The organism is Cutibacterium acnes (genome assembly GCF_003030305.1).
GTDB classification, from domain to species: Bacteria; Actinomycetota; Actinomycetes; order Propionibacteriales; family Propionibacteriaceae; genus Cutibacterium; species Cutibacterium acnes.
This window is the reverse complement of sequence record NZ_CP023676.1, coordinates 294853-319102: the sequence shown is the minus strand read 5'-3', so window position 1 is coordinate 319102 and position 24250 is coordinate 294853. Positions and strand designations below refer to the sequence as shown.

Annotated in this window: 24 protein-coding genes and 1 tRNA gene; 5 read left to right on the top strand and 20 right to left on the bottom strand. The window is 61.1% G+C overall.

Going from position 1 to position 24250, the window contains the following annotated elements; genetic code table 11:
- Nucleotides 1–8: 8 nt before the first annotated feature.
- The 9 genes from CPA42_RS01505 to dacB all read right to left on the bottom strand — a co-directional run bounded on the left by CPA42_RS01505 (nucleotide 9) and on the right by dacB (nucleotide 8914).
- Nucleotides 9–533, bottom strand: coding sequence for a hypothetical protein (locus tag CPA42_RS01505; RefSeq protein WP_002518701.1), 525 nt, complete (start codon nucleotides 531–533; stop codon nucleotides 9–11).
- 203 nt (nucleotides 534–736) lie between these two features.
- On the bottom strand, nucleotides 737–1213 hold the full coding sequence (locus CPA42_RS01500; RefSeq protein ID WP_002518700.1) for a hypothetical protein: 477 nt from the start codon (nucleotides 1211–1213) through the stop codon (nucleotides 737–739).
- Nucleotides 1214–1374: 161 nt separating this feature from the next.
- On the bottom strand, nucleotides 1375–2481 hold the full coding sequence (locus CPA42_RS01495; protein WP_002517089.1) for an OmpA family protein: 1107 nt from the start codon (nucleotides 2479–2481) through the stop codon (nucleotides 1375–1377).
- Nucleotides 2482–2722: 241 nt separating this feature from the next.
- Entirely contained in the window at nucleotides 2723–3025 is a 303-nt protein-coding gene (locus tag CPA42_RS01490) for a hypothetical protein (protein WP_002517194.1), read from the bottom strand.
- Between the two features lie 63 nt (nucleotides 3026–3088).
- On the bottom strand, nucleotides 3089–3664 hold the full coding sequence (folE, locus tag CPA42_RS01485; protein WP_002517093.1) for a GTP cyclohydrolase I FolE: 576 nt from the start codon (nucleotides 3662–3664) through the stop codon (nucleotides 3089–3091).
- Nucleotides 3665–3728: 64 nt separating this feature from the next.
- Nucleotides 3729–5882 (bottom strand): ATP-dependent zinc metalloprotease FtsH, encoded by a 2154-nt coding sequence (ftsH, locus tag CPA42_RS01480; RefSeq protein WP_002518699.1) that lies wholly within the window; start codon nucleotides 5880–5882, stop codon nucleotides 3729–3731.
- A 141-nt stretch (nucleotides 5883–6023) separates the two neighbouring features.
- Nucleotides 6024–6578, bottom strand: a complete 555-nt coding sequence (hpt, locus tag CPA42_RS01475; RefSeq protein ID WP_002517062.1) for a hypoxanthine phosphoribosyltransferase — start codon at nucleotides 6576–6578, stop codon at nucleotides 6024–6026.
- Nucleotides 6579–6605: 27 nt separating this feature from the next.
- Nucleotides 6606–7541, bottom strand: a complete 936-nt coding sequence (tilS, locus tag CPA42_RS01470; protein WP_002518698.1) for a tRNA lysidine(34) synthetase TilS — start codon at nucleotides 7539–7541, stop codon at nucleotides 6606–6608.
- Nucleotides 7541–8914: a D-alanyl-D-alanine carboxypeptidase/D-alanyl-D-alanine endopeptidase gene (gene dacB / locus CPA42_RS01465; RefSeq protein ID WP_002517077.1), complete on the bottom strand. Its 1374-nt coding sequence runs from the start codon at nucleotides 8912–8914 to the stop codon at nucleotides 7541–7543. Before dacB ends, tilS begins: the two co-directional genes overlap by 1 nt.
- Nucleotides 8915–9040: 126 nt before the next feature.
- Here dacB and CPA42_RS01460 point away from each other — a divergent pair, with 126 nt between their 5' ends.
- Both CPA42_RS01460 and CPA42_RS01455 read left to right on the top strand, forming a co-directional pair.
- Nucleotides 9041–9595, top strand: coding sequence for an inorganic diphosphatase (locus tag CPA42_RS01460; RefSeq protein WP_002512977.1), 555 nt, complete (start codon nucleotides 9041–9043; stop codon nucleotides 9593–9595).
- A 110-nt stretch (nucleotides 9596–9705) separates the two neighbouring features.
- The gene (locus CPA42_RS01455; RefSeq protein WP_002517045.1) at nucleotides 9706–10719 is read left to right on the top strand and encodes a TRM11 family SAM-dependent methyltransferase; all 1014 of its coding nucleotides are present in this window, start codon (nucleotides 9706–9708) and stop codon (nucleotides 10717–10719) included.
- A gap of 15 nt (nucleotides 10720–10734) precedes the next feature.
- Here the strand turns inward: CPA42_RS01455 and CPA42_RS01450 are convergent, their stop codons facing one another.
- The gene (locus CPA42_RS01450) at nucleotides 10735–11724 is read right to left on the bottom strand and encodes an acetylxylan esterase (protein ID WP_002517235.1); all 990 of its coding nucleotides are present in this window, start codon (nucleotides 11722–11724) and stop codon (nucleotides 10735–10737) included.
- Between the two features lie 47 nt (nucleotides 11725–11771).
- On the opposite strand from CPA42_RS01450, the gene CPA42_RS01445 reads away from it, so the two are divergent.
- A complete protein-coding gene (locus CPA42_RS01445) occupies nucleotides 11772–12257 on the top strand; it encodes a SixA phosphatase family protein (RefSeq protein WP_002517204.1) in 486 nt (161 codons plus the stop codon).
- A 17-nt stretch (nucleotides 12258–12274) separates the two neighbouring features.
- Here CPA42_RS01445 and CPA42_RS01440 read toward each other — a convergent pair whose 3' ends face one another.
- From CPA42_RS01440 to CPA42_RS01430, 3 genes are all read right to left on the bottom strand, one after another.
- Nucleotides 12275–13210 carry a hypothetical protein gene (locus CPA42_RS01440; protein ID WP_002518696.1) on the bottom strand — a complete coding sequence of 312 codons (936 nt, stop codon included), beginning with the start codon at nucleotides 13208–13210 and terminating at the stop codon, nucleotides 12275–12277.
- A 394-nt stretch (nucleotides 13211–13604) separates the two neighbouring features.
- Nucleotides 13605–14954, bottom strand: coding sequence for a flavin monoamine oxidase family protein (locus CPA42_RS01435; RefSeq protein ID WP_002517091.1), 1350 nt, complete (start codon nucleotides 14952–14954; stop codon nucleotides 13605–13607).
- 204 nt (nucleotides 14955–15158) lie between these two features.
- A tRNA-Thr gene (locus CPA42_RS01430) sits at nucleotides 15159–15234 on the bottom strand.
- Nucleotides 15235–15391: 157 nt separating this feature from the next.
- On the opposite strand from CPA42_RS01430, the gene CPA42_RS01425 reads away from it, so the two are divergent.
- Entirely contained in the window at nucleotides 15392–17041 is a 1650-nt protein-coding gene (locus tag CPA42_RS01425; protein WP_002525216.1) for a DUF885 domain-containing protein, read from the top strand.
- Nucleotides 17042–17074: 33 nt separating this feature from the next.
- Here the strand turns inward: CPA42_RS01425 and CPA42_RS01420 are convergent, their stop codons facing one another.
- The 5 genes from CPA42_RS01420 to CPA42_RS01400 all read right to left on the bottom strand — a co-directional run bounded on the left by CPA42_RS01420 (nucleotide 17075) and on the right by CPA42_RS01400 (nucleotide 22042).
- Nucleotides 17075–17407, bottom strand: coding sequence for a hypothetical protein (locus tag CPA42_RS01420; protein ID WP_002517108.1), 333 nt, complete (start codon nucleotides 17405–17407; stop codon nucleotides 17075–17077).
- An 88-nt stretch (nucleotides 17408–17495) separates the two neighbouring features.
- Nucleotides 17496–18935: an alpha/beta hydrolase gene (locus CPA42_RS01415; RefSeq protein ID WP_002518693.1), complete on the bottom strand. Its 1440-nt coding sequence runs from the start codon at nucleotides 18933–18935 to the stop codon at nucleotides 17496–17498.
- A gap of 259 nt (nucleotides 18936–19194) precedes the next feature.
- A complete protein-coding gene (gene ricT, locus CPA42_RS01410) occupies nucleotides 19195–19857 on the bottom strand; it encodes a regulatory iron-sulfur-containing complex subunit RicT (protein ID WP_002517114.1) in 663 nt (220 codons plus the stop codon).
- A 74-nt stretch (nucleotides 19858–19931) separates the two neighbouring features.
- A complete protein-coding gene (locus tag CPA42_RS01405; RefSeq protein WP_002517148.1) occupies nucleotides 19932–20738 on the bottom strand; it encodes a DoxX family protein in 807 nt (268 codons plus the stop codon).
- A 131-nt stretch (nucleotides 20739–20869) separates the two neighbouring features.
- Nucleotides 20870–22042, bottom strand: a complete 1173-nt coding sequence (locus CPA42_RS01400; protein WP_225070348.1) for a DNA polymerase III subunit delta' — start codon at nucleotides 22040–22042, stop codon at nucleotides 20870–20872.
- Between CPA42_RS01400 and CPA42_RS13035 the strand changes: the two genes are divergently transcribed.
- Entirely contained in the window at nucleotides 21974–22135 is a 162-nt protein-coding gene (locus CPA42_RS13035; protein WP_002518690.1) for a hypothetical protein, read from the top strand. The genes CPA42_RS01400 and CPA42_RS13035 overlap by 69 nt on opposite strands.
- On the opposite strand, the gene tmk is transcribed toward CPA42_RS13035, so the two are convergent.
- Nucleotides 22125–22769 (bottom strand): dTMP kinase, encoded by a 645-nt coding sequence (gene tmk / locus CPA42_RS01395; RefSeq protein WP_002517149.1) that lies wholly within the window; start codon nucleotides 22767–22769, stop codon nucleotides 22125–22127. The genes CPA42_RS13035 and tmk overlap by 11 nt on opposite strands.
- The gene (locus tag CPA42_RS01390; protein WP_002517071.1) at nucleotides 22762–24249 is read right to left on the bottom strand and encodes a hypothetical protein; all 1488 of its coding nucleotides are present in this window, start codon (nucleotides 24247–24249) and stop codon (nucleotides 22762–22764) included. Before CPA42_RS01390 ends, tmk begins: the two co-directional genes overlap by 8 nt.
- Between the last annotated feature and the right edge of the window lies 1 nt (nucleotide 24250).

The window sequence follows — 24250 nt, the reverse complement described above, 5'->3', positions numbered from 1 at the left end:
GCGCAAGATCACGCCTTGAACGACATCGACGCAATAATTTTGTCAACCAGATTCGTGTCATCGCGGGGAAGACGGAGAAGCACGATCGCGGAACCCTCTGTGGGCAACACACCCGAAGCAACAAGCCAATACCCTCGCGCAGATTTCCCCTTATAAGTGAAGTCAAACGGGCACTTGATCGCCCTGGCAGCGCCCTTGACGGTGATCTCCTGGTACCCCTTGGGGTCGTAGCCCTGGAACGTCCCGCGGATCATGAATTCAAGCACGGACCATGCCAACGTAGGTTCGGTGTCGTCACTGTAATGACCCGCAATCTGCATGCCATGGGGGCCGTCAGTGAAATTCTTGGTGAAATTTTCATTCTCCGGTGGCTTCTCCACCCACTCCGTGGGATGGCTCACCGTGATGCGATCAACGGTTACTGATTCCCAACCCTCCTCCGAATCAGAGCAACCCACCAGCCCAACGCCAAGCATCAACCCGCCCACACCGAGCAACGTCCTACGCGACACGCCATAGTTGTTGGCCATCATCCCTCACTCACTTACAGCCCGAAGCCACCGCTTCAACGAAACGCGGTGCGTTCTGGTGCTCTCGAAATACTTGGCCAACATGGGCCTCATCCCGATAGTCTCCACAATGCCGCGCTGATCATAGCGACGAAGCTGTCAAGCGCGCCTGAGCCCGTGGCTCTAAGTCTGGGCCTAGCTTGGGCCCAGGCCTCAACATCGTCCCCTCAACGAGTCACCGGGATATCAGGCGACGTTTTGGCCGACCCGATCGCGATCTTCACCTTCGTCACCGACTTCGGCAAAGGCGGATACGACGCCTGCATAACATAGACGCTCTTGGCATCAATCTCCGGTTCCTCGCTACCAACCACGAACTTTGACGTATCACCGGCCTTGGAAAAGTAATTCACCCCGTATTTGACACCGCCAACAGTGTCAACGAGAGATGGGAAATCCTCGGGAAAGACCGGACCCATGGCATGATCAATTGTGTTCGAGGTAAGCCAGAAAGTCAGGACAGTGCCCGTAGGGCCCGCCTTAATCGAGACGACATGCGCTGTGACGTCGACATTATCGTCGAGGTTCGGATGGAAAGAGACGTTAGCCACCTCTTTGGGAATTGGGCCACCATCCTCTTTCACCTTATCCCGAATCGCCTTACCCGCCGCCGACTCCACAGCCGCAGCCTGCTCCGAACCCATCACACTCACCGACGCACTCGGCGGCGCCGACATGCCCACCACAGACACACTTGAAGAAGCAACAGCAGTATGAGGATGCGACCCAGCAGACACACCAGCACCACCACAAGCCGTCAAAACCAACACAGCCACACAGCCAACGAAAACCGGACGACCCTTCATCATCCCTCCTTGACAGTAATCGTGACCCGACGGTTCAAACGGCGCCCAGCCTCCGAATCATTACTGGTCACTGGATCAGCCTCCCCCTTACCCGCTGTAACCAAGGTGATCCCTTTGGATAGCTGCGATCCGAGGACCTTGGCCACCGACGCAGCCCGCCGACGCGAAAGATCCAGATTATGAGAAGCAGAACCGCTACTATCGGTATAGCCAGTCACCTCAATCTTCCCCGACACCTTGCGAGCAACAAGTTGCTTAGCGGTCCGGTCAATGATCTGACGACCAGCCGGCTTAACCACATCAGAGTCCAGATCAAAAAGCACACTGGCATCCAAATCAATCTTCATGGATTCCTTAGTCACCCGCTCACGACTAGCATCGGAAGCATCACCAGTCGTAGTCACCAACGCATTCACGAACTTCGACACATCGACACCAGCCAGATCCTTCGGATCCAGTGCCGGCCAAGCCACACCCAACGGCATACCCTTATTCCAGCGACCCGTCGCCGCCTCTTTATCAATAGTGGGACCCAACAACCCATCACCCACCGGCACATCATGAAAAATACGATTAGCAACCGTGACATCAACCCGCGACACATCAGCAGGCAACGGCGGAGTACTAAACCAACCAAGCCGGGAATGCCCAGGAGCCATTTCCCATATCGGTGCACCATTCCACCACTCGCTAGCGCACATCTTGCAACCCTGGAAGTCACCAATCGTGCGATACAGCTTATGATTCCCCACATCGATAACGGCACCATCGGCACTGAGGGTTCCGCTGTAGTGTGCCTGAGCACCGCCACGTCCGACGAGGTACCCGTAGTCCTCAAGCGGGCCAGACACCGAAGCGTCCACCGACACCGAGTAGTACACCACCGTGGCATACGGAAGACGCCGCACGGCGTGCAGCGCTAAAATCACCGACCCCGGCTTCTCCTTCTGCCGCTTGGCCGACTCATAATGGCTCACCGCCACCGCATCAACCAGAGGCACCGGCACAGTGACACTCTCATCAGAGTGCGCCGGTAACGCCACAAAACCAAACACCACAGCAAGCCCACCAATAAAACCTGCCGCCCTCATCTTCCAATTCCACATTCCCACAACACCTACCCAATCCCACACACAAACAAAGCCCCACGAGCCACAACCAGGGCTCACCTGACTAGAGAACACTAATAACTAAGCGCAAAGCTGCAGCCAAAACCCTAACGGAACACGAATACATCACCGCACCGCATGTGACCAGAAGTCGGCTCGATGGGCACAGGAGCCGGATCACCGGCATCACCAGGAGTCGACGTAGTACTCACAACCGGACCCGACAACGGCGTCGGCGTCAGCCCATGAGGCCGATAAACACCGCCCGCTTGACATCGCCCATGCCGATGCCGCCGCCTCCACTGATGAGGGCCAGCGCGAAAAACACAACGAAGACGAGAAAGCCCGCACCCGGCGAACGTCCGAAAACCGTCCAGACGGGTACCCACCACCGGCTGCGCACCGGAAGGTCGGCCTCGTCGCCGCGCCGATAACGCCTCGGTGTGACGAAAGCCAGGATAAGTGTCCCTTCAGCCAACCCGGTCATCACACCCACCGTCGCGGCAGCCGGTCCGCCCACAGCACTGAACACTGTTACCATGCTAGGGAAGTCAAAGCTTCAAACGTTAGGCCCCAGGGCCCAGGTAAGGGCCCATTGAAATGGTCAACGTCCAGCCGTGATCAGCCCCATCGCCTCGGCCCGCGTCGCTGGGTTGCGCAGAATCCCGCGCACCGCGGAGGTCACCGTCCGGGCCCCCGGCTTGCGGACCCCCCTCGTCGTCATGCACATGTGCTCGGCCTCAACAACCACGATCACGCCACGAGCGTCCAAATGTTCTACCAAGGCGTCGGCCACCTGGGTCGTCAACCTCTCCTGTACCTGGGGTCGACGCGCATAGACCTCCACCAACCTCGCGATCTTACTCAACCCCGTCACCCGGCCGTCCCTAGCCGGAATATAACCGACGTGCGCTACCCCGATGAAGGGCAGCAGATGGTGCTCACACATCGACTGCAACTCAATATCACGCACCAACACCATCTCGTCGTGGGAGATGTCGAAGGTCGTTGCCAGCAACTCCCCCGGATCTTGGCTCAATCCGCCAAATAGCTCCTCGGCCGCCTGGGCCACTCGCATTGGAGTATCGCGCAGGCCTTCCCGATCGGGATCCTCGCCGACCGCCAGAAGAAACTCGCGGATAGCTGCCGCGGCTCGCTCGCGATCAACGGACAATTTCATGGAACTCACAGCGGACAGCCTAGAACGACGGCCTGCCGCGATATGTGCGGCAGGCCGTTGATAATCAGGACCTTGGCGGACCCCAAGGGTTACCGTTTGACGGAGGTTGCGGGCCCTCCCCCGGATGCGTCGGGCTTGGCGGCTCGGGTGACTTACCTCCCCCAACACTTGGCGGCTGCCAATCGGAGGGGGGTTCCCACTTACCAGGATTATCGCCCGGTAGATCCCCACCCGGTTCAGGAGTCGGCGGGGCGATGACGCCACGACGAGGAGCACCAACCTCCGGAGCATCCTCGTCCACGCCAGCGATCTGCGGCGGTTTGACCGGCGGGATAGACGAGGGGACACGCTTGTCCGAACCAGTGAAGGCACCGCGCTCAGGCCAACGCTTGAGCGGCTTGAAAATATCGGCTACCTCAGCCTTGCTCAGCGTCTCCCGTGCGAAAAGCTGACGCACCAACTCGTCAAGCACCTCGCGGTTAGCGTCCAAGCAATCGAAGGCTTCCTGGTGGGCATTCTCGAGAAGTTCCCGCACCTCGTCGTCAATAATCTTGGCAGTCTCGTCAGAGTAGTCACGCTGCTGTCCGGCAGTCATGCCGAGGAAAGGCTCAGTGTCCCCGGACCCCAGCTGAACGGTGCCGACGCGAGCCGACAGGCCATACTGGGTAACAAGAGCGCGAGCCACCTTGGTGGCCTTCTCAATGTCATTGGAGGCACCCGTCGACGGATCGTGAAAGATGAGTTCCTCGGCCGCACGACCACCCATCATGTACGCCATCGAGTCCAGCAGCTCACTGCGCGTCTGGGAGTACTTGTCGGAGTCAGGCATGACCATCGTGTAGCCCAGCGCCCGACCACGCGGCAAGATCGTGATCTTCTGCACCGGGTCAGTACCCGGCATGGCCGCGGCCACCAGAGCGTGACCACCTTCATGGTAAGCGGTCACCAAACGCTCATGCTCGTTCATGAGCCGAGTCTTCTTCTGCGGTCCAGCAATAACGCGATCGATAGCTTCGTCCAGCTCAGAGTTACCAATCACCGGCAGGTTGGCACGAGCCGTCAGCAAAGCGGCCTCGTTGAGGACGTTAGCCAGGTCAGCACCCGTCATGCCAGGGGTACGACGGGCAATCGACGCCAAGTCGACATCGTCGGCCATGGGCTTACCGTGAGCGTGAACCTTGAGAATCTTGAGACGGCCATCGAGATCCGGAGCCTCCACTGCGATCTGACGGTCGAAACGCCCAGGACGTAGCAGAGCCGGGTCAAGAACGTCGGGGCGGTTCGTCGCCGCGATCAGAATGACGCCGCCATGGACGTCGAAGCCGTCCATCTCAACGAGCAACTGGTTCAAGGTCTGCTCACGCTCGTCGTGGCCACCGCCCATACCGGCACCACGATGACGACCAACAGCGTCAATCTCATCAATGAAGATGATGGCCGGGGCGGCCTCCTTGGCCTGCTCAAAGAGGTCGCGCACTCGGGAGGCACCGACGCCGACGAACATCTCGACGAAATCCGAACCTGAGATAGAGAAGAACGGCACCCCAGCCTCACCGGCTACCGCACGAGCCAGGAGGGTTTTACCAGTACCAGGCGGGCCATACAGCAGCACGCCCTTAGGAATCTTCGCACCCACCCGCTGGAACTTCGCCGGCTCGGCGAGGAATTCGCGGATCTCCTGCAGCTCGTCGATCGCCTCCTGGCAGCCAGCGACGTCGGCAAAGGTCGATTTGGGGGTGTCTTTGCTACCCACCTTGGCCTTGGACTTACCAAATCCCATGACGCCACCGCGGCCACCCATGCCCTGTGCCGCGTTCATGGCCCACAAGAAAAACAGCAGGATGATGACAAAGGGCAAGAAGTTGATGAGCAGAGCCTTCCAGATGCTCTGCCCGGGGTTCTCACCCTGCCACGACTTCAGCGTCTTCGCTTTAACTCGGTCGTTGAGCCTGTCAACGAGCTGATCGGACTGGTTGCCAACCCAGTACGAGCGATACTTCTTGTTCTCGTTCTCAGTGATCTTGATGACCTGGTCGCCGTCAGTCAGCGTGACGCTATCCAGCTTCTTGGAGCTGTTGATGATGCTGACAGCCTCAGAAGTCGGGATGTCCTTATACCCGTTCCCCGATCCGGCAAACTGTAAGAACACAATGATCAAGCCGATGCACAACAGGATCCAGATCAGAGGACCTTTGAAGATGCGGGACGCGTTTTTCATAGACTACCTAGAGGCATGATGGGTGGAACTCAGAGCGTCACGATACCAGCGCATGACAACAACCGGCCCTTGCTACGTTCCGCGGACAGCTCAGAACAGAAATAGTTCACTGGCACGGCGTCACGACTTGGGATCGCATCCTCAGGATTTGTAGACGTGCGGTGCCAGCGTCGCCACATCCGTGAGGTTGCGGTACTTATCGGCGTAGTCAAGGCCATATCCGACGACAAACTCGTTTGGGATGTCGAAACCGACATATTTGACATCCAGCGGGCAGGTAACAACCTCGGGCTTGCGGAACATCGCCATGATCTCAATCGAGTTTGGGTTGCGGCTACGCAAGTTCTGCACCAAATAGCTCAGCGTCAACCCGGTGTCAATGATGTCCTCAACAATGAGAATGTCACGACCATCGATGTCCTTGGTGAGGTCCTTGAGGATGCGCACCACGCCGCTGGACTTTGTCCCAGCCCCATAGGACGACACAGCCATCCAGTCCATGGACATATGGGAGGTCATCGCGCGACATAGATCCGCCATCGTCATCACGGCCCCATTGAGCACGCCAACCATAAGGATCTCTCGCCCGGCGTAGTCAGCGTCAATTTGGGCAGCAACCTCGCGAATACGGGAGGCCACCTGCTCCTCGGTGTACAGAACGTGGTCGAAATCTCCAGGAATGTCAGAAGCTCGCACACCATCAGCCTACCGACTTATGTCCCATCACAGGCGCCGGGCTAGATACAGAGTCCCCTGTCTCATCTCGACGCGTCCGCCCGGGACGTCCACCCCTGCACCACCAGGCCCGTCGAGCAAGCCCAAAACGGCATCGACGTGCACCATCCTCGCCTGCGGCAGCCACTCCTTGACGACGCGGCGCGCCAGGCCGACCTCAACCCCACGCAAACCGGGCAATTCATTGGCCTTCACCCCGTGCTCATCCGCCCACATCCGCGCAACCCGGGCGACGACCTCATCTTCCCCTGCCAGCAAGGTCGCGCTGCGAGCCAGGGATGCCGCCACCTCTGGGCCCAGCACCTCCTCCATAACCGGCATGAGCTCAGTGCGCACCCGAGAGCGCAGGAACCGTGGATCACCATTGTGAGGGTCCTGCCACGGCTCAACCTCCCACTCCCGGCACGCCTGCACCGTCTGAGCCCGTCGCACCTCTAGCAGCGGATGCCAAAACTGACCGGAACGCGGCCGAATACCTGCCAGCGACGTCGCCCCGGAGCCCCTGGCCAGAGAAAGCAACACCTGCTCGGCCTGATCGTCCCGGGTGTGCCCGAGCAACACCGGCTCATCCCCAGCGACGTCGAGCAGTGCTGCCCGACGAGCAGTCCGCGCCGCCGCCTCGGGGCCATCGGGGTCATCAGCGTCAACGTCGACGCGACGCACACATGCATCCATGCCGCGTCGCACCAGCAAGTCCCGGGTCCGCTCGGCCACTTCGTCGGACCCCTGCTGCAATTGATGGTCGACAATGACGACCCTCACGCCAGATTCGCACCGCCGCGAGGCCCACTTTGAGGCCAAAGCCAAGGCCAGCGAGTCCGGACCGCCCGAGCACCCGACGACGAACCGATCAACCCCTCGCACCATCCGCTCGACGGCCTGGGCGACTGCCAGGGCCGCTGGCCCTAATTCCCGTCGTGCCATCAGCGGGTGCAGCCGCACCCGGCCAGGTTGCCGTAAACGACGTCGAGCCACGACCGGGCACTGCCGTCAGTCTGATTGATGATGAAGGAAGCCACCAAAATTCGCCCGTCAGCGTCACGCAGCCACCCCGACATTGAGATGACTCCTTGCAGACTGCCCGTTTTGGCGTGAACGACACCGCGTCCGGCTGCCGTGCTCGGATCGGAAAATCGTTTATGAAGGGTCCCAGAGACCCGACCCACTGGTACCGCATTCGCCACCGGCTGCAGCTTCGGGGTCGTCAATACTTTGCGCCAGGCACGCGAAAGCATCGACGCGGTGATCCGATTGCCCTGGGACAATCCCGATCCGTCCTGGATCACCGCACCGTCCTGCCAGGCACCTATGTTCTTGAGGTGCTCCTCGAGGGCTTGGGTACCACCAGCAAAGGATCCCGGCTTGCCACTAGCAAGAGCCATCTGCCGGCTCAAGACCTCAGCGGCAGAGTTGTCTGACTCCTCCAGGGTGCGGGTAACAAGGTCCTCCACCGGGACCGACTGCACCGCCGCAATCTCCCTGGCAGACCTGTCAGCCTTGTGACGAGAAACCGAACCATTTACCGTTATCCCGGCGCTACGAAGCGAGCCGATGAAAGCGTTGGTAGCAAGTACGGCTGGCGTCTTACTGCGATTCCATGGGCTGTTGTTGATCATTCCCTCGTCGACCCACAATGACGTAATTGGAGTGACCTCGTCGGAGTAGTTGTCGACCGGCCAGGCCCCGTTCCAATCCGGTCCAGTAAACAGGGTGTCGTCGAAGTTGACGGTGACCTTCGTCGTCCCCGCCTTCTTGAGAGCCGCCGCCGTACGCTTGGCAAGTTCTTCCATCGACGGATACTCGGGGTGCTGGGCCGAAGACTTCGAACGCAGGTAGGGGTCTCCACCACCGACCAAAGTCAGTGCGGACCCATTGGCGACAACCTTCGTCGTGTAACGATGCCCGGCGTCGGTGCAATCCAACAGCGCAATCGCAGTAAGCACTTTGAGATTGGAAGCTGGAGTCAGGAGGGAATTCTGACCCGACTGGTAGAGGGTCTCGCCGGTCGCTGCATCCATAATGTCAGCGCCCAGTACGCCAGGGGCTGCGCCTGCAGACTTGACGCGATTGGCGATCGTGGCAGCGACTGGCTTGGCCGACGGCGTCGTCGGTGCCACTGCCGCGACAACCCCTCGTCCCGGCTGCACCGCTTGGGCGGTGTTGTCGTGGCGATGAGGAAGGATTCCTCCTCCGGTCCAGCGCGCAGGTGACCCGCTCCGCAGCGAACTGACGATAACCGCAACAACAACAATGACGACCACTGCGATGCCGACAGTAACGGGTACCCATCCCGGCATGCGCCGTCGTGGCGCCGACATAACTCGCTTCGACGTAGGTTGATCTGAGTGTGGCACGAAAATCCCTCCTGCAAACGGATACAGTGTCGATCATCACCGTGTCCAATACAAGAAGAGGGGCCCCTCGTGACCGACGATTTCACCAATCCATTCCAGGGAGAACAGCCTGAGAGCTTGCACTTCGATGTGACGATCGAGATTCCACGTGGCAACAAGAATAAGTACGAGATGGACCATGAGACCGGTCGCATCCGTCTCGACCGCACCTTGTTCACCTCTACGCAGTACCCGTATGACTACGGATACATCGAGGGCACCCTCGGCGAGGACGGCGACCCGCTTGACGCCCTTGTCCTGCTGACTGAGCCCACATTCCCCGGCTGCCTCATCGAGTGCCGCGCACTGGCTATGTTCCAGATGCAAGACGAGATGGGTGGCGACGACAAGGTGCTGTGCGTGCCTGCCGATGACCCCCGCCGCGCCGGCCTCATCGACCTTGACGATGTCGGCAGCATGACCCTCATGGAAATCGAGCACTTCTTTACTGTCTACAAAGACCTGGAGCCCGGAAAGTCGGTCGAAGGAGCCACTTGGACCGATCGCGACGAGGCTGAGGCCGAGATCAAGGCTTCCTTCGAGCGCGCCAAGGGCACCTCCTACGAGAACCTGCACACCGCCTGATCCACTCGCACCCCGGCACCGCCCCAATTCCAGGCCGCGAGTCATGACGTCAGCATTCGACACCCGCATCACCGCGGATGCCGAATGCTGTTCATGACACAATGTCACCCATGTCCGAATCCCTCGTTCTGCTCGCCCCTGCAGCAAACCACGTCTACGCCGGGCAGGCGGGACGACTGTGCGCCGCCGAGTTGTCTCTCACCTGTCCCAACGCCACGTCAGTTGCCCCGGTGACCGTGGCCGGGGTCGAGTACCTGTCGATTCACAGCGAGGATCCCCTCCCGCCAGCAGATCTGGCGGCGGTGGCGCGATCCTCGGCGGCTCTGGCCTGTTTCGAATACCGTGGCGATCTGCTGGCTCCCCTCGAGTTGCCGCAAGTTGACGTCGTAGACGAGGACCTTGTCACCATCCCGAAGTACCGAGGCAAGACCAACGAACAGTTCACCCGTCTACTGCTCAACCTCACTCTCGCCAGTCTGGAGGGCCGCTGCGCAACCCGTCGTGATGAGGGCCAGCGGCTAGCTATCCTCGACCCGCTGGCCGGGCGCGGCACCACTCTGGAATGCGCCTGGAGGGCCGGGCATAACGGCTTCGGTGTCGAGCAGGATGCCAAGGCCGTCGAGGCGCTCGCTGCTCACGTCACGACATGGCTGCGTCGCAAACACCTCAAGCACAGCTGCGGCACCCATCCAGTGCGACGTGACGGCCGCTCGCTTGGCAAGCGGTTTGACGCTGAGGTAAGCCTGCCAAAAACCGAACCTTTGGCCATGGGCGTTTTCACTGGTGACGCCGCTGATTCGGCAGTGCTGTGGGGACGCAAGACCTTCGATGCTGTCGTCACCGACGCCCCCTACGGTGTAGTGCATGGCTCCCACAGCGGAGCATCTCGACGTCGTTCCCCTACTGACCTGTTGCGCGAGGCCATCCCGGTATGGGCCGGTCAGCTGCGTCACGGCGGCGCGCTAGGTATGTCGTGGAACACCCTGGGTTTGTCTCGAGAACACCTCGTGACGATTCTGTCTGCCGCTGGTCTCACGCCCCTTGACGACGACCTGTGGCATCAGTTCAGCCACCGCGTCGATTCCTCGATACACCGCGACCTCATCGTCGCCGTCAAACCGTGAACTGACCTTGGCTCGTCACGAAAACAGCTGGGCCAGCACTCCGAGCTGATTCCAGCGCTGGACGTCCTCCCCAGCCGCGTGACCGGCAAAGGGGTAGACGGCAATGTGCTTATCAGCAACCATGCCGTCGCCCCAAGCGTTGTATGCCGCCCACACTGACGACGGTGGTACCGCTTGGTCCATCATCGCGACTGAAAACCAGGTAGAAGTTCGGGCCCGACGGGCGAAATGCAGGCCGTCGAAATACCCGAGAGTCTGGAAAGCACGGCCGCACAGTGACGGGTGGGCAGCCAGGTAACGAACGACTTCCAGGTATGGACCATCCGTGGCAATATCGCAACTGCGCCTGATATGGCACAGGAACGGCACGTCGACGAAGGCCCCAGCCAGCTTGATACCGCGCATCGCCGCCAGCGCGCACACCGCAATGGCCTGACCACCACCCTGGGAATGACCGAGAACGGCGATTCTGGTGGGATCGACCAGCTCCATCTCTCGGGCAGCCTGGAGGCAACGGAAAGCGTCAGTGAAGAGCCGACGGTAATAGTGACCGTGGGGGTCGGAAAGAGACTGGGTCATAAACCCGGGGGCGCCTGACCCGTCGTGGACATCCGGACAGTTTTCCGTCAAGGTTGGGTGGCCCCACCCCTGACCACGTGGATCGACGACGATATGTGCATAGCCAGCAGCAGCGAAGACTGATCCAATCGGCACACCACGCGAACTCGAGTACCCGAGATACTCGATGACAAGGGGTAATGGACCGTTCACAGCGGCTGGGGCATGTAACCACCCGCTCACCCGAGAGTTGTGATACCCCGCCCACGACAAATCCCAGGTATCTATCAGAGCCTGACGGTTATCGAAAGGCACCGCCGTCAGATCTTGGGGAACGCCGGAATACTCATCGAGGGTCTCGGCCCAAAAAGAGTCGAAACCATCGGGTTCAGGGACGTTCGGGCGGTAGGTACGCGCCTCATCAATGCCCAAATCCGTCAACGGCATGCCAACATCGTAGAACCGCGGCGACCGCGAAGTGCAACGATGGATCCATGCACACTCTGTTCCTCATGAGACATGCACAGCCCGCATCCCATGCTCCGGGCGGGGATCGGGAGCGTCCGCTCACCGACGTGGGGCGCCGTCAGGCCCGTGAGGTCGGCACGCGTTTAGGACTGCGCAATGTTGGACATGCTCTGGTCTCCGATGCCCTACGCACCCGCCAGACCTGGGACTGCCTCCAACTGGATTGTCCGGTCGAATTCATGCGAGCCCTCTATTACTGCGGCACTGATACCGTGCGTCAGCGCATCGGAGAAATCGACGACGATGTGGATAACCTGCTCATCATCGCCCATGCCCCGACAATCCCCGGACTGGCAGCGCAACTTGCCGCCATGAGTGGAGCCGAGAACGAGGTCGGCTGTTGGTACCCGCCCGCGACCCTCACCGAGGTAGAGGTCGACGGCACGTGGGCTGATCTCAAGGATGAATATTTCGACAAGGTGAGGCTCGTCGGGGTTCAGCGACCGATGTGATTTCAGGGTCCGAGCCCTCAGCGCAGAATATGAACTTTCGCGGCGATGCCACCCGTACAGGTGGTATAGCTCTCCTGCGTCTCGCACTTCATGGTGTATGTCTTACCCGTCACCGGGCTATACGCCTGCACCTCATAGTCGCCCTGGGCACCCGCCGGTATGGCATTAGCCACCTCAAGAGCGAATGGGCACGATGTCGTACCGACGGCACCAACCGACGAGGAACAAAGGGTGTCTCCATCGGGCAGTTTGTCAGCCACCTGACGAGCGCTCAATGTAGGAGACTGCGGGCTCAACGGAGTTGGGGTTGACAAGGCTGGACTCGACGGAACGGGACTCGGCGAGGCAGGCGAGGACATTAGGAAGCTCGGGGTGGTGTCAATCGATGTAGCCTGCGGATCCTCCGAGGCTGACTGCTTGGGCTGTGAGCTGGCCGACGGGGTCGCGACCACAGCAGGCTCACTACCCGAACGCCCTTTGAGACCGCCGGCAAAAAGCAGCACAGCTCCCAGGACAACCAGCACCAACAAACCCACCACTAAGCCAATCAATACTTTGCGATGACGTGAAGAGTCACCCGAAGGTGGCGGCGGATATGCCATAGCTGGCGTCGACGGCGGAGGCGGAGGGGTGAACACGGGATTCTCAGGAACCGCGGCCATCACCCGGGTGCGCTCAGCCTCCGGGTCACGGAACCAATCGTCGGGCATCTGGGAAGCCCCAAGATCTCGGTATTGCCCTTGAGAAGGTTGCTGCGGCCCCGACTGACTATTGGTGGTCCACTGCTGAGTTGGCGTCGAGTCCTGGACCTGCCACTGCTGGGTCGGCATGGAATCCTGCCACTCCACTGGCTCCGACGGCGTTTGCACCCGTGGGATCTCCCGCGTCGGTGTCGCCCCTTCACTCACCGGGCTCTGGACCCGCGTCTCGTCACAGGAACCCGGGTCAGTCATGCGCACGGCACCAGGCAAACGCAAATTCAGCCCGCATTGTGGGCAGACTGCATCGTGTGCACCCACCTGGGTGCCGCATCGCGCACAAAACATTCTCATCTCCATCCACGAGTGGCTGCTCAAGAATATGGCATCCTCTCACTAGCTCCCGTCACTTTGGCGCTATCGACGTAACGCCACCGTCACTCCGCGGCCTGCTTTTTCACATATCAGTAACGTCGACCAAGCGCTTCCGCAACAGCCCCTCGGCGCGACCTTCAGGCATCTCTGTGGCTCCTCCCGGTGACGTCGCCCCCAGACTGAAGTCAGCGATGGGAGTCGCCGCGATGACAACCCTCTGACGCTGGCCTCGTGGCACGGTTCGCCGCAGAAGTCAGTGGCTGATCGTCTTGGCTCAGAGCAGGTCGAGGACCTCCTGAGCAGCGCGAGCAGCAGCGCGCAGTGCGCCCTCCATATAACCGTTGAAAGAAGAGGCGTACTCAGCCCCCGCGAAGAGCACCCGGCCCAGCGGCTCGGCAAGGATCGGCCCCGTAGTCGTCCACAAACTGGGAGCGAAGTGGGCTCCGTGGCATCCGCCGGTGTAAGGCTCAGCGAGCCAGTCGCGATCAAGGTACTCGATCGGCGAGCTGGGGGCCTTGCCGAAGGCCGACTCGACGACCTCTTCAAAGGCACGTTGACGCAGACCGATCGAAAGTTTCCCGTAGCCGGAAGCCTCGGCGCCCTCGAAGAAGCCCATGAGGATTCCCTTGCCGGTCTCGTCGTCAGAGGTATCAAAAATGACGCGGACAGCGCCCTCGTCAGCACCCATCTGGCCGGAAGCACCAGAGGTGCGCCACCATGGGCTGTCGTAAACGAGGTAGGCCTTGATGACATTGCCAGCTGGCACCTTGTCGGCCATCTCGAGACGCTCAGCAGGCAGCGCTGGCTCGAATGTCATGTCCTTAAGTAGCCGCGGCGGCACGGTGACGATGACGCTACGTCCCTGATACTGCGTGCCATCAGTAGTGGTGACGGTAACGCCGTCGTCGTCACTATGAACGGATCGGACCGGGCTGGAGAGTTTAAGATCGTCACCGAGAGGCTCAGCGAGGTTGCGGGTAACCTGAGCAACCCCGCCCTTAACGCGCTGCTGCTTAAGGCCACCGTTGACGGCGACGAGGGATTCCAAGTCCACACCGGCGTTGGCCTTAGCCAGACCGTTGAAGAGAGGAGTGTCATTGGCAGACACACCGAAGGCTTGACGGAAGAGGTTCGTGATGTAGCCACGACCGGCCTCGGTACGAACATTCGAGGCTGTCCATTGGCTCAACGACTGGTTCAACCAGGTGGCATTAGCCGCCGCCCAGCCCTTGTTATTAGCAACACGATCGGCCAGACGACGGAACCTCAGCAGGCCCTGGCCGAGGTCAGCCAATTCGAAGGGGCTGAGGGAATGAGCGGACGGCTCGGACAAACTTGTGACGTGAGAGACCCTGCCCCTGGCCTTGACAACGACGTCGCCGTCGGTCGAATCAACCAGTTCTAACCCTTGTGAGGAGAGGAGGGAGCGAAGTTCCTCATGCCCTTCTCCCACCCACTGGCCACCCAGTTCAACGACCTGTCCGTTGGATAACTCAGCGTTTTCTAAGCGGCCGCCTACCCGGGCTCGGGCCTCCAGGACCACCACCGAGTGTCCTGCGGAGGCGAGCTCTTCAGCAGCCGTGAGTCCGGCTAGACCCGCGCCAATGATGATGCTGTCGTACATGCGTCCCCTTGCAATTCCGCTGGACGGACCGAACTCATGGCCGGACCGTGATCGATGAATCGTGGTGAGTTGATCGTACCTGGCGCCTCTGACGAGCTGAGCGTCGCCCCTGTTCGATCCGAAGTTTGACCTCGTGGGACGAGCGGTCGCAAATCGGGATTGAGCGGACCACTGCGGTACCTTGTCAGCAATGCTCTGGGAACGTGGAGCCAACTACGGGAATCGAACCCGTGACCTACGCTTTACGAGAGCGTCGCTCTACCGACTGAGCTAAGTTGGCACGCCTGCTGCGGCAGGCCTCGAAAACTATACCGGCACGATGACCTCTTCACGAAACCAACACGCTTTTTGCTGGAACACCGCATGCCACGCGCCCGTCGGCGGCTCGGTATAGCGTCATCGCTGTGACCACGGACAATGCACACACCACCCACCAGATGGGATCAGAGGTCGACGAGGTTGCCGACCACTATTGGGCTGCCCTCGTCCAGTCCAGCCCTACGCTCGCCACGGCGCTCGGTTTGGATCTTAACCAGGACGAATACGACGACCTGTCCCCCGCCGGCCTGGACGCCCAATACCGCCTCGCCATGGACACCCTCGACCGGCTCGATCAGGCTATGCCCGCCGACGATACCGACCGGATCACGGCCGCCGCGATGCGTTCCAGCCTGGGTTTAGACGCGGAAAGTCACGACAGGGGGTACGACCTCCTTTCTCTCAATGGCATCGCGTCGGGAGTCCACGAGATCCGCGAAGTCTACGACGCCATGCCCACCGAGACCCCCGACCAGGTGTCGACGGTCGCGCGTCGTCTTCATGCCACCGGCCCTGCCCTGGACGGCTGGCTGGCAACCCAACGCGCCTCGATCGACGCCGGAATCCCGCCGGCCATTCGCCAAGTCGGCCTCCTCGTCGAACAGATCACCGCATGGACCTCCGACGGCGGGTTCTTCGACGACTACCTCAAGCGAACCGCCTCCCGTGACCTACCCGACGCTGTGACAACCGCACTCGCCGAAGGTATCGACGCGGCCAAGAGGAATTTCCGTCGCACCGCCGAGGCCCTCTCGTCCGAGATTGCCCCACTGGCCACCGAAACCGACGCCGTCGGCATCGACCGCTATCGACTGGCCTCCCGCCAATTCGTCGGCACCACCGTCGACCTCACTGAAACTTACGAATGGGGAAAGCAGGAGCTCGCCCGCATCGAACAGATGCAGCGCGAGACAGCTGAGCGCATCCGCCCGGGAGCGAGCATCAAGGAGGCCATGGCCGTCCTCGACGCCGACCCCGCCTACCAGATCACCGGCACTGCGGCCCTCAAAGTCTGGATACAGGAGCGCGCCGACGAGGCGATCTCCTCCCTGGACGGCACTCACTTCGAGGTACCCGAGCAGGCTAGGCACATCGAGGGCATGATCGCTTCCACCCACGACGGCGGCGTCTACTACACCCCTCCATCCGATGACTCCTCCCGTCCCGGCCGCATGTGGTGGTCGGTGCCCGACGGCGTCAACACCTTCACCACGTGGCGAGAACTCACCACCGTCTACCACGAAGGCGCTCCCGGCCATCACCTGCAGACTTCGTCGGCCATCGCGGCCCGCGAGGAACTCAATTCCTGGCGCCGCAACTACTGGACGTCGGGTTATGGGGAAGGCTGGGCCCTCTATGCCGAGTGGCTGATGGCCGATTTGGGGTACATGGACGATCCCGGCCACTTCATGGGCTTGCTCGACGGGCAGTCCATGCGCGCCGCCCGCGTCGTACTCGACATCGGCCTGCACTGCCAGTTCGAGGCCCCCGAGGAAATGGGCGGCGGCGAATGGAATTGGGACAAAGCCTGGGCCTTCTTCAACAACCACGTCTCGATGGACGAGGGCTCGGCCCGCTATGAGGTCAACCGCTACTTCGGGTGGCCCGGACAAGCCCCCTCCTACAAGCTCGGCGAGCGCACCTGGCTGGAGCTGAGGGAGGCTGCGAAGGCCAAGGATCCGAACTTCGACCTTAAGGAGTTTCACACCACAGCGCTGCGGATGGGAGCTCTGCCACTGGATGTGCTGCGTCGAGCGATGCTGTCCTAGCTGGGCTCCTGAGTTTTGCGGGGGCGTGTGTGATCAAGGATTACGCACGCACAAGGCCCCGACATACCCGGTGTCGTGGCTCAACTCGTGGCGTACCGACACCCGGGTCAGTCCCTCGGGACACTGTGATGAAGGCTTAACAACATCTTTGACGTACCGGGCGCCATTCTCATGGCACCCCACCGTCGGGACACGCCCGTCGTCAACTCTCGCACCCACGAGGACACACCGTCCGTCCACGGCCTTGAGATCGTTCCACGCATGTGTGCGCCATGCCCACTCCAGCGCAAGCAAAATACCCGCGAGCAGGGCAAGGCCCACGGCACGCACCACGATGCCGGTGACATGGCGCTGGCCCAAGGTCATGAGCAATCCCTCCTCACGAAAACAAGGGTAGCGGCGTCTCCCAAACCTCCCGACAACCGCGCACGTTTACCCTCGCAGCAGGTAACGGCTAGCACACCGTGTTGTCCTTGGGCATCTTTCCGTCATTGACATATCCCTCGACAGCCTTCTTGACGCATTGGTTACCCAATTCCCACGCGGAGTGGCCGGAACCTCGCCACGTCAGCAGCACGCCAGACTTGAGCTGGCCAGCCATCCATGTGGCCTGCTCGTAAGGGGTCGCAGGATCGCCGGTGGCACCCAGCACGAGGATCGGCGCCGCTCCCCGAGCGGTCAGGTACAGCTGGGGAGCCGGGCGAGCCGTCCATACCTCACAGATCGGTGCCACCCCCAGAGCTTTACCTAATGTTGGGGCCTTGGCGACCTCTTGAGGCCACTCTTGACGCGCGTGCTTCAAGCCAAAATCGGCCTGGTCGAGACACGAGATCGCGGGGAAAGCCGAAGCGATCGTCTCCCATTGACCGTCTTTTCCACGGCCGTTGAGGTAATCGGAAGCCGTCAATAGATAGCCGCCATTGCCATCCTTCATGGCTCCGACGAGGGCAGCGATCAGATACGAGTAGGCCTGCTTACCCGAATACAGGAACAAGGCGATGCCGGTGGCCGCCAGGCTCTGCGTCAATTCTCGCCCCGCAACCTTCATGGGATGAGCATCGAGACGGTCTAAAAAGTTCAATGTCGCCTTGCGAACTTCAGCCTCGCTCGTTCCCAAAGCGCAGCGGTTTCCCCGATTGGCACACCACTGTGCGAAATCACCGAAAGCTCGATCGAATCCAACAGCCTGACTGACGGTGTCATGGTTCGTGATGTTCACCGTCGAGTCCAGCACCATATGTCCGACGCGGCCTGGGTACAGCTCGGCATAGGTGGCACCGAGGAAAGTGCCATATGAAACACCGAGATAATCAAGCTTCTTATTTCCCACCAGATACCTCAAATAGTCGAGGTCCCGAGCGGTGTCTATCGTCGAAACGTGGTCCAGCAGCTGCCCCGAGTACGCGCGACAACTGCGCGCAAAGTCCCTGGTACCGCGGATAAGCTCATTCCATTCGGCCTCGTCATCAGGGGAGGCGTCCAGACTGAACAGGCCATCCATCGTCTTCGCAGGGCCACAATTGACGTGAGTCGACGCCCCCGTACCGCGCGGATCCCACCCAATGACGTCATGGTCGGGGAAGGCCGACGACTGGAAGGAGCTGACCATGTCCTGGCCGGAACCACCTGGACCGCCGGGATTGATGAAAAGAGTCGCCTTGGCGGCACCCTCAGCCGGTTTGCGCTTGAGCGCCAAGGTAATTGCTGGACCGTCCGGGTTATCCCAATCCAACGGCACCGGGATGTCCGCACACTGGAACGTCCCGCAGTCATGCCACGAAATCTTGCGAGATAGGTACCGATTCGTTCCCTTACCAGCAGGAGCCTTACTGAAGGGTTTGTTGTCTCTAGCTCGGTGCATCGCCTGCCGATCGGGGCTCTGCGGACCTTCCATGAGAGCGTGCGCCTTCGGGTCAAAGGAGGCTACCGGCGGATTGGTGTCAACCTTATCCTGAGCTGGTACGACCGAGGCAGTCACCGAAGGCGAGGCGCTCGGCTTATGCGACGCAGACTGTCGACTCACCGAGGCCGACTGGGGCGGCCTAGACCCCGCAGAGGTACATGCGGTGACAGCGAATAGGGAACTGGCCATCAAAGCCGAGACAAACATGCGTCGTCGCGAAACGCGTGGTGTCATTGAGTCCCTCCTGGAGTCAGGCGTCCTTGCGCTCCTGGTCCCGCCTGCGAGAACACGTCGACATTAGCGGACATCTCGGAGCATCCGGGACCCTGACCTCTCCGAGGGCAGCCTCAAAGTCAGCGTAATAAGGTGACTCGTAACGCAGGCAGCACATAAGTTTGCCGCATGCCCCAGTCACCGCCAAGGGATTAGAGGCCATCCCCTGCTCGCTGACAAGGCGATTCGGCACCGACGACGGCTCAGGCAGGAAGGTCGAACAGCACAGCGAACGACCGCACACCCCGACACCACCAACGACCCTAGCGGTATCGCGGCCACGAAGCTGGCGCAAATCGATTCTGGCGCGTAGCCGCCGAGCGAGGGGACCAACGATGGTGGCAAACTCCACTCGGTGTGGGGCGCGGAAATACACCGCGATAGCACGATCATCGCCGGATTCGACGAGGTCGATCGCCAACACTTCCATGTCGACTCCCACATCCTCGATGGTGCGCCGAACGGTCTGCAAGATCTCGGCTCGGGTGCGTCGATCGCGCGCTGCAGCGGCGACAGCGGCATCGCCGGCCTTACCAGGGCACGTCGGCAACTTCCCGTCGAGATCGACCTCTTCAGGACCCCATACGCACCGGCATACCAGTGGCCCTTCTGGGGTGGGATATAGCAGCCACGAACCCACCTCGACGTCGAGGGTCCCGACGTCGAGGTGAAAAAGTTGACCGTATTCGCGGAAGGCTACCGCTACGATTCGGCTCAGTCGCCGACCTCCTCTGCCTTCGCAGCAGCGCGGCTACGCCGGTAGGCGGCGTCAATGGACCAGCCACCGGCACCCAGGAACAACAACAGCACGCCGCATGCAGCCAGCAGCAGCTCCAGCTCGCCCTTGAAGCCCATCGTTTTGAAGATGGCAAAACTGCCCCAGAAGATGAAAGTCAAGGACAACACCATAATCGCAATGATGCCGGCTCCCGCGACGCGGGTAAACAGGCCAAGGATGATGCACACCGCGGCAATGCACTCGCAGATGCCCAGCACCCACACACCGGACTGGGCGTATCCGCTGGGTAGTGGGAGAGCCTGTACCGCGCGCAATGTGAGGTCTCGCTGGGCGAGGTGCTGGAATCCGTGAACCCCAAGAATCCCGCCTACGATGAGGCGGAACAAGAACAGGCCCAGGGATGCCATGACCTTGTCGGTGGTGCGCTTGGGGGCCGGTTCAGCAACCTGCTCCGGCTCGGGCTCGGCATGGGCGGCACGACGCTGACGCTCGGCCTCGATAGCCTGACGGTCGGCGCGCTCGCGGGCGCGCTGCTCGGCCAATTCGCGACGGCGACGCTCCTCCTCGAACTCGCGATCGTCCACAACACGAGTCGTCTCGGAGTCAGGACGGAAAACATTGTCGTCGATGACGCTGGTGCGCTCCGAATCCGCTGAATCACTGGGCTTGATCACCTCAGTGGGGTTGACATCGGCATCCACGCGGGAGGCCCCCGTCCGGATGACCCGGGTGGTCTCGGCGTCGGTGGAGTCCGCTGCAGTCCTCTTGATCGCCTTGCTCACGCTCAATCCTCACGACTTGGGAACCGCACCGAGGATACGGCACGGCACACTCACACTGTGCCACGAAACTCGCTGCCACAGCGGCGCAACACACCGTTGTTATTCACTTCATCATGCCATGACAGGGGGATTCACCAGCGGGCGCGGTCTACTCCCGTCATGGCGATAAGGAGAGTTTCCATCACAAGCAGGGGGGTGACGCCATGTTCCAGGCTCTTGCGCGCCGCAAGGATCGCATCGATCGTGGCAACAGTGTGCTCAGGACTCTGCGAATCTGCGATCCGATGAAGGGAGGCCGACCAGCCAGCATTAACAAGGCGGGCTCCTCGTAAAGCGTTCTCCTCCTCAGGACGCACAGCGCCAGTTTGGATAGCCAATACATCACGGTGGTAAGCAGTCAACTCTGTTAACACACGATCCAAGGCGTCGCGCTGTAACCGCTTCAACCGAGCGGATTGCTGCTTTTCAAGGTCCCGTAAAGCAGCTTGAGCATTGCGCGGTCGAGCACCAGAGGAGCCAAATCCCAGGGCTTTCTTCAGCTCGGCCCGCTCGGCCGCATTAACCTCTGCGGTAGCGGCTGCGGCCTCCTCGCTGGCCTGATTAACGAGGTCCTCGGCTGCTTGCAGACAGTCCCCCAAGCTCCGCAACCGGGTAGGGAGCTCACCAATGGCGTTGCGTCGCGCACGAGCCTCCTCGTCCCAGGCCAGACGCCGCGCCCGCCCGATATGCCCTTGGCCAGCGCGGGCAGCCTCAGCAGCCACCTCCGGGGCAATGCCGTCACGTCGGGTGAGCAGATCTGCCACAGCCTCATCGCGCGGCGTAGCTAGGTGAAGGCGCCGACATCTCGACCTGATTGTGACGATGACGTCCTCTGGAGTAGGGGCACACAGCAACCAGACGGTTTTCGGCGCAGGCTCCTCGATAGCTTTAAGCAAGGCGTCAGCTCCGCGTTCAGTGATGCGATCGGCATCTTCGACGACGACAACTTGGTGACACCCGTGGACCGGATTCATCGCCGCTCGACGAACCAGTTCACGCACTTCATCAACGCCGATAGACAGTGCCTCAGTACGCACTAGGGTGACGTCAGGATGGGCGCCTGACAAGGTGGTTCGACAGGCATTGCACTGCCCGCATCCATGGTCGACGCACTGTAGCGCCGCTGCAAAGGCCTTCGCAGCATTCGACCGACCTGATCCAGGCGGACCCGTAATGAGCCATGCGTGACTCATCGCATGGGACGAGCGCCCCGGCTGCGATTCGGCGGCACGACGCAGTACCCCGACAGCCTTCTCCTGACCCACAAGATCGGCCCACACGCCGGTCAACACATCGCTCACAAGATCATCGTTGCAGATCGGCCCGACATCGTAACCGCTCGATTCCTCACCGGTTGAGCAATCCAGTCACGCGCTGACGGATGGCCTCACTGATCTCCTTGCGACTCTTCCGCGCGTTCAGCACGAGGTATCGCTGCGGATGGGCCGCAGCGAGGTCAAGAAAATGTTGACGCACCCGAAGGTGGAACTCGTCACCAGCAGCTTCCAGACGATCCTTGGCGGCGATCTTACCGGCCCCTTCGCAGGGATCGACGTCGAGCAGAACCGTCACATCAGGTACCAGGCCGGTCGTCGCCCAGCACGCGAGCTGGCCGACCTCGCCAGGGTCGAGGGCCCTGCCAGCCCCCTGATAGGCGATAGTCGAGTCAACGTAACGGTCGCAAACGACGACCTTGCCCTCTCGCAAAGCCGGAATGACAACCTCGTCGACGTGTTGAGCCTTGTCGGCGTTGTACAGCAAAGCCTCAGCGCGCGAGGAGATCGGCCCGGAGCCAGGAGAGAGCACCAGCTCGCGGATCCGCTGCCCAAGCCAGGAATCCCCGGGCTCGCGAGTCATGAGGTGAGGGATTCCTTCGGTCGTCAGCCACTGGTCAAGTAGTCGGGCCTGGGTCGTCTTACCGGCACCGTCCCCACCCTCGAAGACAACGAATACACCGCCCAGATCGCGGCCAGTAACCGTCTGATCAGTCATGGATAGCCTTAAGGATCTTGCGGCGATGCTGTTGCCAGTCATCCCTAAACGATTGTCGGGCCGCAAACAACGATGCCGACGCCCGCTCTACCTCGCGTCCGGCCTCAAAAGCTTCCTGAGGAGACATCTTGGAGACGTCAACAGCCTCGGTCACGCTGCGTTTGGTCTGCGCTATCTCCTTGACGACGGGGCGCAGCCGCTTAGCCACTTTTCCGGCGCGACCCGTGTCGAGAATTCCGGCGACCGCTGCTGCGTGGCGAACCGCGACCTCGGCTGTTGACCACCCCTGCACATCCTCAACGTCATCGCATTTGGCCACTGCGTCAGCAACCGACTTCCGAAGCACGCGCTTCATGGTGGGACGGGCGGGCTGGTCAGGATCAACAGTGAGACGCGGGGACCGCGCCGCCGCTGTGATCTCCTCGAGCAACTGGTAATACTCTCGAGAAAGGTTATGGATACTGATGTGACCGGGATCCAGACCCATCACCCGCAAACACAAGTTCTGGGCACGTTCGACCCAAGCCTGATCGAGCAGACCCGACATTGCGTCCAGAGTCTCCGACAGCGCCCGAATCGCCTTCTGAAGCGGCCGAATCGACCCGTGGTTCCCGTCGTGGATACTGGGGGTCGACATCGTTACCGGGTCGTATCCCATCCCCACAAGATCAGTGCGATCTGGGGACTCTGGAAGAACGCGCGGCTCCGTCCGTGTGGTCTCGGTGGGGCCTAAATCCATCCCCTGGCAACGAACCGCCAGATCAGCCTCGATAACGTCCCGCAACTGTCCGGCCAGCTGAGCCGATACCCAGGTCTGTAATCCAGCACCATGATGAAGGTGCGGACGCGGGTAGTCGGTGAGCGCGCCAGCCCCTGGGCCAAGACGTCGCAAAACTGAAGGGTGCCGAGAGACTGGCACACCATCCAGAGCCAGGATGCGGTTGGTGAGCCACTCCCGCTGCCCCTCAGCGAGACCCCGTTGTGGGGTAATCGTCAGCTCGCGAACCCGCGATGTCGTCACTCCTGACTGGACGACGGCAATGCGGTCGTCGCGGATGAGGGCCAGTTTGGTGCAATCGAGCGCCTCCAGGATCGTCTCGTTACGCTCCCAGGACAGGGCCGCGACCGGGCAGAGGGTCGCCCCGCGCAGGAAGGGACGGACCAGACAAGTGAAATCTTGAGGCAGTTCACCGGCGGCATCGAGGGCTACTGACCGAGCAACCGGTAACCACGGGGACCACTCGGGAGCATCCATGTACCACTCCCCCAGTCCATCCACGACGCGGTGAGCGACGACAATCCCCGACCTCAGCAGCCGGTGGTCCGGGGAGTCCAGCAAGGTGACCTTGCACTCAATGGTCCGACGGGCCCCGCCGGCGGCGACGGTTGTGCGCAGGTCGGCTGGAACCGGTCGAGCAGCCGTCCATGCCAACTCGAAGTACAACGGTTCGGTGCTGCCCGAACGACAACCCGTCGTCATC